This is a genomic window from Vibrio sp. CCUG 15886, assembly GCF_028570825.1.
GTDB lineage: Bacteria > Pseudomonadota > Gammaproteobacteria > Enterobacterales > Vibrionaceae > Vibrio > Vibrio vulnificus_B.
The window spans coordinates 22,525-37,461 of sequence record NZ_JAQQBT010000018.1; the positions used below are offsets into that span (position 1 = coordinate 22,525).

At 47.7% G+C, this 14,937-nt stretch carries 10 protein-coding genes; 5 read left to right on the forward strand and 5 right to left on the reverse strand.

The genetic code is table 11. The annotated features are described in order from the left end of the window. Positions 1-52 precede the first annotated feature (52 nt). The 3 genes from PQQ36_RS19605 to argE form a co-directional block, all read right to left on the reverse strand. Positions 53-592 (reverse strand): PadR family transcriptional regulator, encoded by a 540-nt coding sequence (locus PQQ36_RS19605; RefSeq protein ID WP_013571025.1) that lies wholly within the window; start codon positions 590-592, stop codon positions 53-55. 615 nt (positions 593-1,207) lie between these two features. Further along, on the reverse strand, positions 1,208-3,841 hold the full coding sequence (gene ppc / locus PQQ36_RS19610; protein WP_026130595.1) for a phosphoenolpyruvate carboxylase: 2,634 nt from the start codon (positions 3,839-3,841) through the stop codon (positions 1,208-1,210). A 219-nt stretch (positions 3,842-4,060) separates the two neighbouring features. Beyond that, positions 4,061-5,197: an acetylornithine deacetylase gene (gene argE, locus PQQ36_RS19615; protein ID WP_273662275.1), complete on the reverse strand. Its 1,137-nt coding sequence runs from the start codon at positions 5,195-5,197 to the stop codon at positions 4,061-4,063. Between the two features lie 148 nt (positions 5,198-5,345). Between argE and argC the strand changes: the two genes are divergently transcribed. The 4 genes from argC (at position 5,346) to argH (ending at position 10,720) form a co-directional block, all read left to right on the forward strand. Next, positions 5,346-6,350 carry an N-acetyl-gamma-glutamyl-phosphate reductase gene (gene argC, locus PQQ36_RS19620; protein ID WP_013571029.1) on the forward strand — a complete coding sequence of 335 codons (1,005 nt, stop codon included), beginning with the start codon at positions 5,346-5,348 and terminating at the stop codon, positions 6,348-6,350. Positions 6,351-6,372: 22 nt separating this feature from the next. Next, a complete protein-coding gene (gene argB, locus PQQ36_RS19625) occupies positions 6,373-7,164 on the forward strand; it encodes an acetylglutamate kinase (RefSeq protein WP_011079346.1) in 792 nt (263 codons plus the stop codon). Between the two features lie 230 nt (positions 7,165-7,394). Continuing rightward, positions 7,395-8,606, forward strand: coding sequence for an argininosuccinate synthase (locus PQQ36_RS19630; protein ID WP_011079347.1), 1,212 nt, complete (start codon positions 7,395-7,397; stop codon positions 8,604-8,606). A 239-nt stretch (positions 8,607-8,845) separates the two neighbouring features. Then, positions 8,846-10,720: an argininosuccinate lyase gene (gene argH / locus PQQ36_RS19635; protein WP_011079348.1), complete on the forward strand. Its 1,875-nt coding sequence runs from the start codon at positions 8,846-8,848 to the stop codon at positions 10,718-10,720. A gap of 162 nt (positions 10,721-10,882) precedes the next feature. Here the strand turns inward: argH and PQQ36_RS19640 are convergent, their stop codons facing one another. After that, entirely contained in the window at positions 10,883-11,155 is a 273-nt protein-coding gene (locus PQQ36_RS19640) for a DUF3624 domain-containing protein (protein WP_045620685.1), read from the reverse strand. Between the two features lie 273 nt (positions 11,156-11,428). On the opposite strand from PQQ36_RS19640, the gene oxyR reads away from it, so the two are divergent. Then, positions 11,429-12,328 carry a DNA-binding transcriptional regulator OxyR gene (gene oxyR, locus PQQ36_RS19645; RefSeq protein ID WP_011079350.1) on the forward strand — a complete coding sequence of 300 codons (900 nt, stop codon included), beginning with the start codon at positions 11,429-11,431 and terminating at the stop codon, positions 12,326-12,328. A gap of 70 nt (positions 12,329-12,398) precedes the next feature. On the opposite strand, the gene PQQ36_RS19650 is transcribed toward oxyR, so the two are convergent. After that, a complete protein-coding gene (locus tag PQQ36_RS19650; RefSeq protein WP_011079351.1) occupies positions 12,399-14,912 on the reverse strand; it encodes a penicillin-binding protein 1A in 2,514 nt (837 codons plus the stop codon). Between the last annotated feature and the right edge of the window lie 25 nt (positions 14,913-14,937).

Genomic DNA, 14,937 nt, shown 5'->3' on the forward strand with positions numbered 1-14,937 from the left:
TTGCTATTTCAAATCATCACCGCCACATTGTCTAGTGTATGTGGCTGGTGGATTAGCCGAGGATATCCAGTTCGGCTAACACTTCTTCTGCCCAGCGTACCCAAGCTTCACGCATCATCAAATTACGGCGCAAGGTGAGGCGCTCTAGGCGGCCTTGCTTATCCAGTGTCGATGGTGTCGCGTAGTAAGCGGCTTCAATTTCTTTGTAGTGTGAGACTAGCTTGCGGGACTCTTCTACTAACTCAGCAAGCTGAGCGCGGTAAGGTGCAGAGGGTTGTACTGAGCAAGCCATCAGTTTTGCTGAAAACTCGTCGCGTACAGTTGGGTGGGCTGTCGGTTGATCAAACCACTCACCTAATGCTGAGCGTCCAGCGTCGGTAATTGAATAAACTTTGCGATCCGGCTTGCCTTCTTGCGGTTCCAATACACAAGTTACCAGCTCTTTCTCTGCCATTTTATTCAGCTCACGGTACACCTGTTGGTGACTTGCTTTCCAAAAGTAGCCGATAGAAGCGGAGAATTCTTTAGTGATATCGTAACCGGTCGCATCACGAGTGCTTAAAACGGTTAGAATTACGTGTGGTAATGACATGTCTTCAATCCAAATGGTCAATAAACTTATGAACAAGCTGCCTGCACGGCGTTTACATTCTTGTTGATGCAATTTGTTTATGTGCAGTCAGCACCAACAATGTTGGTCCTGTCACCTTTAAAGCCGTTTATCACCTAGGGTGGATGGAGCGATTCCATCAGGCTGCAGAAATAATATTTTGATGTGTGATCCGCAGCGGATGAGTAGTATATCTAAATAATAAGCATAAAGTGGAATAGCAGGACAATATTACCCAAAAAACTAACAAAATGCTCAATAGTGAATTTTGGTAGAATAACACGCTTTAAATGTGCGTCATTTCGTTTTTAATCTAGCTTAATATTCTAGTTTTTTGTTGTTGCGCTTACATGGTGATGGTGATCTAGAGCACAGAATGAGTAATTTTTATAAAATGCCAGCAAGGATGAATTGTGGCTGAAATGAGTTCTTGAAACGCCTGATGATGCTTTCCGCTTAATGAGAGAAGTGGGGAGAGAATGTCAGTTGCAAGAGGAAAAATGGCATGAGGCCATTGAAGAATGAGAGTGGAATTGGATGGTTTCCAAAACCAAAAGAGCTGGCGTAAGTCGCCAGCTCTTTTACGTCTCAATGAACTTAACCTGTGTTACGCATACCTGCGGCGATACCCGCGATGGTCACCATCAACGCTTCTTCAAGCGCTTCCGATACCACGCCTGCTTGACGAGTGCGGTAAAGCAGTTCTGCTTGAAGCATATTCAACGGTTCGATGTAGATATTACGTAGTCGAATAGACTCTTGACCCCAAGGATCGCTTTGCATCAAGTTCTCGTTGTTTTCGACGTTAAGCACGGCTTTGATGTCGCTTTGCAGCTGATCACGTAAACGATCACCAAGAGGTAGCAGCGATTTGTCGGCGAGACGTTCATCATAGTAACGAGAAATCTCACTGTTACACTTGAGGTACACCATCTCAAGCATGCCCAAACGCGTGGAGAAAAATGGCCATTCACGGCACATTTCTTCCAAAAGCGCTTGATGGCCTTTGTCAATCGAGTACTGAATCGCTTCACCAGCACCTAACCACGCAGGCAATAGCAAGCGGTTTTGGCTCCAAGAGAAAATCCAAGGAATCGCACGTAGGCTTTCCACGCCACCATTTGGGTTACGCTTGGCAGGGCGAGAGCCTAGAGGCAGTTTACCCAACTCCAGCTCAGGTGTTGCTTGGCGGAAGTAAGGGACAAAGTCTGGCTCACCACGAACCACACTGCGGTAGGCTTCACAGCTTACTTGCGACAGCACTTCCATCAGATCGCGCCACTCTTGTTTTGGCTCTGGTGGTGGTAGCAAATTAGCTTCAAGGATCGCACTGGCGTACATGTTGAAGCTATTAACGGCTACATCAGGCAAACCGAGTTTAAAGCGAATCATCTCACCTTGTTCGGTGACGCGTAGGCCGCCTTTCAAGCTCTTTGGTGGTTGAGAGAGCAGCGCTGCATGAGCGGGTGCACCACCACGACCAATGGTACCGCCACGGCCGTGGAATAAGGTCAGCTCAATGCCTTCTTGTTCAGCAACGTTCACTAAGGCTTCCATTGCGTGGTATTGGGCCCAACCCGCCGCCATTACGCCGGCGTCTTTTGCTGAGTCGGAATAACCGATCATCACCATTTGATGGTTTTGAATAAAGCCACGATAGAGGTCAATGCTCATCAATTGTTTGATCACCGCTTCGGCGTTGTTTAGATCGTCGAGAGTTTCAAACAGCGGACAAACATCCATGCGATAAGGACAGCCTGATTCTTGCAGCAGTAGATGCACCGCGAGTACATCAGAGGCAGTCTTGGCCATCGAGATGACGTAAGCACCAAACGCTTCACGAGATTGCGCGGCAATGATTTTGCACGTATCGAGCACTTCTTTCACTGGCTCTGAAGGTTGCCAGTCACGTGGTAGCAATGGGCGCTTCGATGCCAATTCATTGGTCAAGAACGCAATTTTGTCTTGTTCGCTCCAGTGATTGTAATCACCAATGCCTAAGTAACGTGTCAGTTCAGAAAGGACATCAGCGTGACGAGTACTTTCTTGGCGAATGTCCAAGCGAACCAGATGCACACCAAACGCTTTGACGCGACGTAGTGTATCGAGTAGTGAGCCTTCGGCGATCATGCTCATGCCACATTCGCGTAGTGACTGATAACAAGCGAAAAGAGGATCCCAAAGTTGCTCAACACTTTGCAGCGGCGCTTTTACTGCCAGCTTCTGGCCGTTAATTTTCGCATCCAGGATCTCTTTGGTATCACTCAGCAGCGTGCGCAGTTGTTTCAGGATGGCACGATAAGGCTCGTGTTCATCTTCACCTGCCAATTGACGAACGGTGTCATTGCACTTGGTCATTGACAGCTCGCTGATCAACTCATTGATGTCTTTGAGGTAAAGATCCGCCGCTTTCCAGCGCGAGAGTAGCAACACTTCACGTGTCACAGTATGGGTCACAAACGGGTTGCCATCTCGGTCACCACCCATCCAAGATGAGAAGTGAACAGGGCGAGCATCGATTGGCAAGCCTTGGTCTAGATAGTCTTTGAGCTTTTCATCGAGTTCGCGTAGAAAATCTGGCACTGCTTCCCAGAGTGAATTTTCCACTACGGCAAACCCCCACTTCGCTTCATCGAGTGGTGTTGGGCGCTGTTTGCGAATCACGTCTGAGTGCCAGCTTTGTGCGATAAGTTGCTCGAGGCGTTTTTCTGTCTTGTGGCGCTCTTTGTAAGAAAGATCGCTCAGCTCTAATTTAGACAGGCATTCGTTGATTTTGACCAGTTTATTGATCATGGTGCGGCGCGTGATTTCCGTCGGGTGCGCAGTCAGCACCAGTTCAATGTTCAATTCACGAATCGCTTGGGCGGTATCGAGTTTATTGATGCCGTTTTGACCAAGCTTAGCAAACAGCGTATTGATCGCATCCGGCTCACACACGTGTGCATCGCAATGGCGAGAGATGGTGTGGTATTGCTCGGCAATGTTGGTCAAATTCAGAAATTGGTTAAAAGCGCGAGCCACCGGGGTGAGTTGCTCATCTGGCAGGCTTTTGATTTCTTCAATCAGGTTGTTACGATCAGCCTGATTGCCTGCGCGGGCAGATTTGGAGAGCTTACGAATGGTCTCCACCTTCTCTAAGATTTCGTCGCCATGGGCTTCTTGAATGGTGTTACCCAATAAGTGCCCCAACATGCTGACATTACTCTTGAGCGCGGCGTATTTCTCGTTCATTGTCATCCTGCCTCGTAAAAAAATTACATCCATTGTTCCTTGTTAAGCCACCAATCTAGCGAAATTTAATATATTTAGTCAAATAAAGCAGACTAAGTTTGCAAATATTCGCTCGCTGTTCTGACTTAAAGCAAAGTATTGCTTTGTAAATAAACGATATTGAAAATTTATTACAATTTATAAGGCAGAGTGGCGCAAGGCAACTCTGCCGACATGCAGCTAAAAACAGTATTTGCGCATTGCTTTACTGAGCACGTCAATCGTCGGGTCGATAAAGTCAAACGCCAAGAACTCATCTGGCTGGTGAGCTTGGTCGATAGAGCCCGGACCCAGCACCAATGTGGGGCAGAGCTGCTGCAAAAATGGCGCTTCGGTACAGTAGTTCACGGTTTGTGATGGTGTACCACAGAGATCTTCTATGCCATGAATAAATGGATGATCATGTTGGCACTCGTAACCAGGGATTGGCTCGTGCAGTGGCACGATCTCAATCCGTCCCGGCCATTTTGCTTCCACCTCTTTTAGTGCCCCACGCAGCAGATTATCCAAACCGTCGAGGCTAATGCCAGGAAGAGGTCTTACGTCATAATGCAACTCACAGCAACCGCAGATGCGGTTGGCACTATCGCCCCCATGAATATGGCCAAGGTTAAGAGTGGGAGATGGGATAGCAAACCCAGGGTTATGATACTGTTTGATTAACGTATCACGCAGTTGCATCAGCACGAACAGGACTTCATGCATGATCTCGATGGCATTGACCCCTAATGATGGATCAGAGGAGTGGCCCGATTTCCCTGTGACTCGTACGACATTGGCGACATGGCCTTTGTGCCCACGAACAGGCACTAAACTCGTCGGTTCGCCAATGATGCAGTAGTCAGGTTTAAAGGGGGTATGCGCACTAAAGTGGCGCGCACCGAGCATGGTGGTCTCTTCATCACACGTCGCCAGCACATAAAGGGGTTTATTTTGTCCTTTCCAATCCATGCGTTTGGCGGCTTCATAAATAAAGGCAAAGAAGCCTTTCATATCGGCGGTGCCTAAACCATAGAACTTATTGTCTTTCTCGGTGAGTTGGTGAGGGTCAAAGCTCCAACGGCCTTGATCAAAAGGCACCGTATCACTGTGTCCAGCCAACAGTAGGCCGCCCTCTCCCTGACCTTTCTGTGCCAATAAATTGTATTTACCCGGTTCGACTTCGGTGACGTCCACATTAAAGCCCAACGCCGCAAACCAGTCGGAGAGCTTTTCGATCACCGCCTGGTTGCCTTGATCCCAACTTGGGTCGCTAGAGCTGATGGATGAGGTGGAAATTAAGCCACGGTAAACATCAAGAAAACTCGGTAATTGCATAGATTATTCACTTCCCCTGTTGACAGTTGGGTAACAAAAAGGTAAAACACATATTAACTCATATTTAATGAATAAAAAATCAATATAAAGCAATTTTTAAATATGAATAGTCACTTTTACGCTTTCTTAAGTTTACGGATGTACTGAGATGTTAAAAACCACAATCATAGGTGCCAGCGGTTACACAGGCGCTGAATTGGCACTGATGGTAGAGAAACACCCAGAGCTCACGCTAGCAGGTTTGTATGTATCCGCCAATAGCACTGATGCGGGCAAGTGCATTTCTCAACTGCATGGCAAACTTGCGGGTGTGATTGAAATGCCCGTGTTGCCGCTAACGGATCCGCTCGGGGTAGCCCAAGACTCGGATGTGATCTTTTTAGCGACGGCACATGAAGTCAGCCATGACCTTGCTCCGCTCTTTTTGCAGCAAGGTTGTCAGGTGTTTGATCTCTCAGGTGCATTCCGTGTGAAAGGGGATGATTTCTATACTCAGTTTTACGGCTTTGCGCACCAGCACAGTGAGTGGTTGGACAAAGCGGCATATGGTTTGGCTGAGTGGAATGAAGAAGCCATTAAAGCCAGTCAATTGGTGGCGGTTGCTGGGTGTTACACCACAGCGGCACAATTGGCAATTAAGCCGTTGCTGGTCTCTCAGTTAGTGGATACCAATCAATGGCCAGTGATTAATGCCACCAGTGGCGTCTCTGGGGCAGGTCGCAAAGCGTCGATGACCAATAGCTTTTGTGAAGTCAGCTTACAGCCTTATGGCATTTTTAATCACAGACACCAACCGGAAATCGTTCACCACCTTGGCTGTGATGTGATCTTTACGCCTCACCTTGGCAACTTCAAACGTGGCATTTTGGCGACGATCACCATGAAGTTGCAGGATGGTGTGACGAAAGAACAAGTCGCGCACGCTTTTGCGCAAGCCTATGACAGAAAACCTGCGGTGCGCCTCAAAGGGGATGTTATTCCACGCATTCAGGATGTCGAATTTACCCCATTCTGCGATCTTGGCTGGAAGGTTCAAGGTCAACACATCATCGTGATTTCGGCCATTGATAACCTTTTAAAAGGGGCATCGAGCCAAGCGATGCAGTGCCTAAATATTCATTACGGTTTTTCACCACTAACAGCCTTGCTGTAACGCTTTGGGTAAGGAAAAGAAGATGACACAACCAAGCTTAAATCCTCTTGTAATCAAACTAGGTGGTGCGGCGCTATCGTGCAGCCAAACCTTGAGCCAACTATTTGGAGCCATTGCTAGCTATCAACAAAAAGAGCAGCGACAAATCGTGATTGTGCACGGTGGCGGTTACCTGGTGGATGAGCTGATGGAAAAGTTACAACTTCCGACAGTGAAGAAAAACGGTTTACGTGTAACACCTTACGATCAAATTCCGCTGATTGCAGGCGCGCTCGCAGGGACAGCGAACAAATTGCTACAAGGACAAGCGATGGCGGATGGCCTGAATGCCATTGGATTAAGCCTTGCCGACGGTGGCTTATGTCAGGTTGAAGAGTTGGATCCAGAGCTCGGAGCGGTGGGCAAAGCGACGCCAGGAGATTCAAGCCTGTTGCAAACGATTTTGAACGCAGGTGCCTTACCGATCATCAGCTCAATTGGTTTAACAGCGCAGGGGCAGCTCATGAACGTCAACGCTGATCAAGCTGCTGTTGCAGTGGCTGGGGCATTAGATGCGCAACTGGTCCTTCTGTCTGATGTGAGTGGGGTGCTTGATGGCAAAGGGCACTTAATTAAGAGCTTAAACCAACAAGAAGCCGATGCCTTGATTGCCGGTAAGGTGATTACCGATGGCATGATTGTCAAAGTCCAAGCAGCCTTAGAAGCCGCAAACGATTTAGGGCGAGCGATTGAAGTCGCAACCTGGCGCTATCCAGAAAATCTGGAAAAACTGTTTGCCGGAGAAAGTATCGGTACCCAGTTTTTACCTGCATAACTATTTGAATGAAACAGCTATACCCAAACAACTTGAAGCTGCAGGTAGGCGGCAAATGAGTGAATCCCCATGAGCATAGATACGCTATGTGATTGGGCCGGGCTGGCGTGCCAGTGAACGAATGCAGCCAACACCGCTGCAGGTTCAAGTAGGAAGGGTATAACTCAACAAGATTAAGAAGTCGTATGGCACTGACCGCCGAGTGCAGGCCAGACAAATGGAGAATGGAAATGAGCAAATTAAATGTCAATAAAGTGGTTGTCGCTTACTCAGGCGGTTTGGATACGTCAGTGATCATTCCTTGGTTAAAAGAGAACTACGATTGTGAAGTAGTAGCCTTTGTTGCTGATGTGGGTCAAGGCGAAGAAGAGCTTGTCGGTATTGAAGAGAAAGCCAAAGCTTCTGGTGCCTCAGAATGTTATGTCGTCGATCTGAAAGAAGAATTGGTCGCTGACTACATCTACCCAACACTGAAAACGGGCGCTTACTACGAAGGAAAATACCTCTTGGGGACGTCTATGGCGCGCCCGGTGATTGCCAAAGCACAAGTTGAAATTGCCCGTAAAGTGGGGGCTGATGCATTGTGTCACGGCTGTACTGGTAAAGGGAATGACCAAGTGCGTTTTGAAGGCGCCTTCGCTGCATTGGCCCCTGATCTGAAAGTGATTGCGCCTTGGCGTGAATGGGATCTTGTGAGTCGTGAGCAGTGTTTAGACTACTTGGCTGAGCGCAACATTCCTTGTGCTGCCTCGTTGACCAAAATCTATTCTCGTGACGCGAATGCGTGGCATATCTCTACTGAGGGTGGCGTACTAGAAAGTACCTGGAATGCACCGAATGAAGATTGCTGGGTATGGACCGTCGATCCAGAGCAAGCGCCGAATGAAGCGGAATACGTTACCCTGCAAGTTGAAAAAGGTGAAGTTGTGGCGGTGGATGGTGAGCAAATGACGCCGTACAACGCGCTGGTTTACTTGAACGAAAAAGGGGCGAAACACGGTGTTGGTCGTATCGACATTGTAGAAAACCGTCTAGTTGGCATGAAGTCTCGTGGTTGTTATGAAACCCCAGGGGGCACCATTATGATGGAAGCGCTGCGTGCGGTTGAGCAGTTGGTGCTGGACAAAACGTCTTTTGAGTTCCGTGAAGAACTGGGTTTAAAAGCATCTCACCTTGTCTATGATGGTCGCTGGTTCACACCACTGCGTAAATCGATCATGGCTGCGGCAGATGAGTTGGCACAGGATGTCAATGGTGAAGTCGTGGTGAAGCTGTATAAAGGCATGGCTACGGTGACACAGAAACGCTCTGAAAACAGCTTGTATTCCGAAGCGTTTGCAACCTTTGGTGAAGATGAAGTGTACGATCAAAGCCACGCAGGCGGCTTTATCCGCCTTTACTCACTTTCTAGCCGAATTCGCGCACTCAATAGCCAGAAATAACCAGCGCGGTTATTGTTGAATACAAGAAAGGCTCAGCAGACATCTGCTGAGCCTTTTTGTATGGGAGGCTTAAAAATTATTCATGAATAAATATGTAAAAATAATGAATTTATACTTTATTTTTTGGCGAGTTTGTCGTAACGTGGGCACATAACAATACCTGCATTCCTTACCATGAATGGGTAAGGGATCGAGCAACACACTTACACCGGTTAGCAATAGTCATCAGGAGAGACGCAATGGCATTATGGGGCGGAAGATTTACCCAAGCGGCAGATACCAGGTTCAAAGATTTTAACGATTCGCTTCGCTTTGATTACCGACTGGCCGAGCAAGACATTGTCGGCTCTATTGCTTGGTCTAAGGCGTTGTTGTCAGTCAATGTACTGAGCAAAGAAGAGCAGCAAAAACTGGAGTTTGCGCTGAACGAGCTAAAACTTGAGGTGATGGAAGATCCGCATCAAATTCTTCACTCCGATGCAGAAGATATTCATTCGTGGGTTGAACAACAACTGATTGGAAAAGTCGGCGACCTGGGTAAAAAGCTTCATACTGGTCGCTCGCGCAACGACCAAGTCGCCACTGACCTGAAATTATGGTGTCGCCAGCAAGGGCATCAGCTGCTGTTAGGATTGGATAAATTGCAGACGCAAATGGTGAATGTGGCAAAACAGCACCAAGCCACGGTCCTGCCGGGTTATACCCATTTACAACGTGCTCAACCGGTGACGTTTGCACATTGGTGCTTGGCCTATGTGGAAATGTTTGAGCGTGACTATTCGAGATTGAGCGATGCATTGACTCGTCTTGACACCTGCCCGTTAGGTTCAGGAGCGTTAGCGGGCACCGCTTATCCAATTGATCGTGAGCAACTGGCACAGGATTTGGGTTTCCGTCGTGCGACACGCAACTCACTGGATTCGGTCTCTGATCGTGATCATGTGATGGAGTTGATGTCAGTTGCTTCGATCTCCATGTTGCATTTATCTCGTCTTGCGGAAGACATGATTTTCTACAACTCTGGCGAGTCGGGCTTTATTGAGTTAGCCGATACGGTGACTTCAGGATCGTCCTTGATGCCACAAAAGAAAAACCCTGATGCGCTAGAACTGATCCGTGGCAAAACGGGCCGCGTGTATGGCTCTCTTGCGGGCATGATGATGACGGTAAAAGCCTTACCACTGGCGTACAACAAAGACATGCAAGAAGACAAAGAAGGGCTGTTCGATGCCCTCGATACTTGGAACGATTGCATGGAGATGGCAGCGCTTTGTTTTGATGGGATTAAAGTCAATGGAGAGCGTACGCTTGAAGCGGCGAAACAAGGTTACGCCAACTCGACGGAACTGGCCGATTACTTGGTGGCCAAAGGGATCCCATTCCGCGAAGCACACCACATTGTTGGTGTTGCGGTGGTCGGGGCCATTGCACAAGGCTGTGCGCTTGAAGAGCTATCGCTTGAGCAATTGCAATCTTTCTCTCCCGTGATTGAAGCCGATGTTTACCAAATTCTGACCATAGAGTCGTGTCTTGAAAAGCGCAGTGCGTTAGGTGGGGTATCTCCAAAGCAAGTGGCGTATGCGGTTGAACAAGCGGACAAGCGCCTTGCTGCGCGTGATACGACCTTAGTTAAGGTACGTCCTGCGCGAATCACCGATATTGAAACCTTAGAGAGCATGGTGGCTTACTGGGCAAACTTAGGGGAAAACTTACCGCGTACACGCAGCGAGATTATCCGCGATATCGGTTTGTTTGCGGTGTCGGAACATCAAGGTCTGGTGACCGGGTGTGCATCCCTTTACATCTACGATTCTGGTTTGGCAGAGATCCGCTCTTTAGGCATCGAAGCGGGCTGGCAGAGACAAGGTCAGGGAACGGCAGTGGTTCAGTATCTGATTGATAAAGCCAAAGACATGGCCATTAAAAAGCTGTTTGTGCTGACTCGTGCCCCTGAGTTCTTCCTGAAACAGAACTTCGTGCAAACCTCGAAGTCGCTGCTTCCTGAGAAAGTCTTGAAAGACTGCGATCAATGCCCAAGACAGCATGCGTGTGACGAAGTCGCGCTCGAATTCAATCTAAGTGAACAGATTATTTCTCAGGTTAAAGTTGCATAGCGTTTGATTTCATTGGGAATTTAGTTCGGCCGATAAAAAAGATCAAAAAAGATCGTATTTTATGGGAACTATCAGAAAGCAGTGCAGTCTATAAAGTTACCACTGCTTTTTCTTAGAAATATCTAGGAAGACCCCGACACCGATATTGGTAGCGGGGTTTTTTTATTTCTGCTTATCACGCGGTTTTTCACTGAGCTTGCGAGCCTGCCAAGGCAAAATCACGTACTTCATCCATAAATGCAAAAAGAGCAAAATGTTAAAAGCAAATCCGGCCACGATCAGGGCAATTGATTCGATTGCGGTAGGGTTGTCTCTGAATGCGAACCACCAAATGATCCAGCATACAACGGACAACACGGTCAATTGATCGAGGCAGCGCTGGCATCGCCCCATCTTTTTCCAAAACCAGTGTTGAGAGCAATCGTTACATGACATGTGGTCAATTCCATGGATAAATTGAGTAAAGTTTCATGACAAAACCTGCCGCCTATTGGGTATAGTATAAAAGTAACGTACGGAAACTTAAGTACAATATGAAATAAAAACCGCTGTGAGGCGGTCGTTATTTGCTTGCGGCAAATTTCCTTTGTTCTGGCGTCGAGAGTGGGATGAAGATGAAACATCTCATCATTAAACACGACGAAAAATTTTGATAGTTATTAGAATCTGATGTTATGTTTTTGATAGCTATATTCTATTGAGGTGGGTATGAACATTCGCGATTTCGAATACCTAGTGGCTTTGGCAGAGCATAAACATTTCAGAAAAGCAGCTGAAGCGTGTTTCGTGAGTCAACCAACACTAAGCGGACAAATTCGTAAACTGGAAGAAGAGATAGGGACAACGCTACTTGAGCGTAGCAGTCGTCGAGTGCTTTTTACCGATGCTGGTTTGCAACTTGTTGAGCAGGCAAAAAATATTCTCAAAGAGGTCAAAACCTTTAAAGAGATGGCAAGTGGTCAAAGTGGGGCGATGACAGGGCCGATGCATATTGGCTTTATTCCAACGCTGGGGCCTTATTTATTGCCAAAAATTGTACCTCAACTCAAAGAGCGTTTCCCTGAGCTGGAGCTGTTTTTGCACGAAGCACAAACACAACAGTTAGTGCGACAACTCGAAGATGGCAAACTCGATTGCTTAGTACTGGCATCGGTAGCAGAGACTGAACCATTTAAAGAAATTGAAGTGTATAACGAACCATTAAGTGTTGCGGTGCCATGCCATCATGAATGGGCTGCGCTCGAACAGCTGGATATGTTAGAGCTCAATGGAAAAACCGTATTAGCGCTTGGGGATGGTCATTGCCTTCGCGATCAGGCGTTAGGATTTTGTTTTGCGGCAGGTGCTCGTGATGATGAACGCTTTAAAGCGACCAGCTTGGAAACCTTGCGCAATATGGTCGCTGCAGGGGCTGGGATTACCTTGCTGCCAGAGCTCTCGGTACCAAAAGAGAAGCAAAAAGATGGCGTGTGTTATATCAAAGCGGTCAATCCGGTGCCTTCTCGAACAATCGTGGTGGTTTATCGCCCAGGCTCTCCGCTGCGTGCGCGTTTTGAGCAGTTGGCAGCAACCATCAAAGAGCTACTCGTGAGCGGTTCAGAGCAGTAATGTTTGTCTGCTCCGCCAATAAATAAAAAGGTTGCCAAATGGCAACCTTTTTTGTGTTTGACTGGCTAACTTAGAACAGCGCTTCTTCATCACTGGAAGAGGAATAGATGCTTTCTTCCTCGACGCTAGAAACATACTCAGTCGGCTCTGTCCCTTTAATGAAGTACTCAAACATAGCGCTGTCATCGGTCTTGTTGGTTAATAGCCCGGTTTCACGATCGATGCGCACACGCACTATATTCGCGGGTAACACTTTTTCATGTTCAGGCACGCCTTCTAAAGCCAGTTTCATAAAATCAATCCACGCTGGCAATGCAGTTTTCGCTCCAGATTCGGCCCCAGAGGTTTGTTTACCATCTAAGTTGGCGTTAGTGGTGGTTTTTCCGAGCGTGCGACTATGGTCATCAAAACCTACCCAAGAAATCGCGACCACACCCGGGCCATAACCGTTATACCAAGCGTCTTTGGAATCGTTGGTTGTACCGGTTTTACCGCCGATATCGCGTCGACCCAACGTTTGTGCACGCCAGCCTGTGCCATTCCAACCTGTACCTTCACGCCAGTTACCACCCCCCCAGATGTTGCTGTACATCATTTCGCGCATGATAAAAGCATTCTGTTCGCTGATCACTTGCTTGGCAAATGGCTGAGTGCTCTCGGTGCTTTCACCATTCTCATTCTCTACAATGGTTTGCGTGGCCACTGGGCAATCTTGCTGACAGATGGTTTGTGGCTGTGACTCAAACACGACATTGCCATAAGGATCTTCAATATGGCTGATGTAATAAGGCTCTACATAGTAGCCCCCATTGGCAAAAACCGAGAATCCCTGTGCCATCTTCATTGGGGTTAAGCTACCTGCACCCAAGGCAATGGTTTCTGAACGTGGCAGTTGGTCGAGCTCAAAACCAAAGCGAGTGAGGTATTCACGCGTTTCATCCAGCCCGACTTCACGCAGAGTACGAACCGCCATGACGTTTTTCGACGTTGCTAAGCCAATACGTAAACGGGTTGGGCCAATGTAAGTCGGAGGAGAGTTCTTAGGACGCCATGCTGTACCTTGGCTCTCATCCCATTTGTTGATTGGTGCATCGTTGATCAGCGTGGCCAGAGTCATGCCGTTATCAATCGCCGCCGAGTAAATAAAGGGTTTGATACTCGAACCTACTTGGCGAACCGACATGGTGGCACGGTTAAACTTGTTGTGAACAAAGTTAAAGCCACCCACGAGGGAAAGTACCGCGCCATTATCAGGGTTCATGGCGATAAAGGCGGTATTGGCGTTAGGCACTTGACTTAAGTGCCAGCTTTCCTGGCTTTCGCCTTTGTCATCGGTAGTCACTACTTTGCGAACCCAAATTTGCTCGCCCGGCGCTAAGATGTCTTTGGCTGAGTTTGGTGCACTGCCTTGACGTTCATCAGTGATGAACTTGCGCGCCCAGTTCATGCCTGACCATGCGATGGTTTGGCTTTGTTCACGTTTAACCCAAATGGTTGCGTTTTTGCTTTCAACCTTGGTCACAATCGCTGGAATCAATTCGCCGTAAGTCGGTTGGTTGCTCAGATGATCGTCCATCTTCGCTTCATCCCAAGCGGCTTCGCCTGCTTTCCACAGCACACTTTCTTCACCACGGTAGCCGTGACGCTCATCGTAGGCTAATAAGTTGTCAATCGCGGCTTTGTTGGCTGCGGCTTGGAGCTTAGAGTCGATGGTCATGTAGACATTCATACCGGACGTATACGCTTTCTCTTCGCCGTACTCCTGTACCATCCATGCACGCGCGAGCTCAGCCACATAAGGAGCACTGACCTCGATCTCCGCGCCGTGGAATTGAGAAATCAATGTTTCCGCTCGTGCTGCGTCATACTCTTCTTGGGTGATGTATTTTTCATCCAACATGCGCATTAGGACGACGTTACGACGATTGGTTGCGCGTTCTAGCGAATAGATAGGGTTCAGTGTCGATGGTGCTTTTGGCATACCCGCCAAAGTCGCAATCTCGCTTAAGGAGAGATCTTGCAAATCTTTGCCAAAATAGACTCGAGCTGCCGCCCCAAAACCGTATGAGCGATAACCAAGGAAAATTTTATTAACGTAAAGCTCCATGATCTCCTGCTTGCTCAGCAGTTGCTCAATATGGATGGCGATAAAAATTTCTTTCACTTTACGCATTAACTTCTTTTCATTCGAGAGGAAGAAGTTACGTGCCAATTGCTGAGTAATGGTACTTGCGCCCTGTTTAGCGGAACCTGACATCGCGACAACTAACGCCGCTCGGGTAATACCAATCGGGTCGATACCGTAATGATCATAGAAACGGCTATCTTCAGTCGCGATCAGCGCGTGGATCAGCGATTGAGGAATTTGGTCGTAGGTCACTGGAATGCGACGCTTTTCACCAAATTGCGCAATTAATTTCCCATCTTGGCTAAACACCTGCATCGGAGTTTGTAACTCAACATTTTTGAGTGTCGCCACATCTGGCAGTTCTGGCTTAACGTACTGATAAAAGCCAAAAATTGTTGTGACTCCAAGAATTATGCAAATTAATGCAAATATAAGTAAACGCTTTATGAACTTCACCGGAGAATCCCTGTTTAGTTGAGGC

Coding starts and splice junctions, on each gene's coding strand:
- PQQ36_RS19605 (WP_013571025.1), bottom strand. CDS start 592: ATGTCATTACCACACGTAATTCTAACCGTTTTAAGCACTCGTGATGCG.
- ppc (WP_026130595.1), bottom strand. CDS start 3,841: ATGAACGAGAAATACGCCGCGCTCAAGAGTAATGTCAGCATGTTGGGG.
- argE (WP_273662275.1), bottom strand. CDS start 5,197: ATGCAATTACCGAGTTTTCTTGATGTTTACCGTGGCTTAATTTCCACC.
- argC (WP_013571029.1), top strand. CDS start 5,346: ATGTTAAAAACCACAATCATAGGTGCCAGCGGTTACACAGGCGCTGAA.
- argB (WP_011079346.1), top strand. CDS start 6,373: ATGACACAACCAAGCTTAAATCCTCTTGTAATCAAACTAGGTGGTGCG.
- PQQ36_RS19630 (WP_011079347.1), top strand. CDS start 7,395: ATGAGCAAATTAAATGTCAATAAAGTGGTTGTCGCTTACTCAGGCGGT.
- argH (WP_011079348.1), top strand. CDS start 8,846: ATGGCATTATGGGGCGGAAGATTTACCCAAGCGGCAGATACCAGGTTC.
- PQQ36_RS19640 (WP_045620685.1), bottom strand. CDS start 11,155: ATGTCATGTAACGATTGCTCTCAACACTGGTTTTGGAAAAAGATGGGG.
- oxyR (WP_011079350.1), top strand. CDS start 11,429: ATGAACATTCGCGATTTCGAATACCTAGTGGCTTTGGCAGAGCATAAA.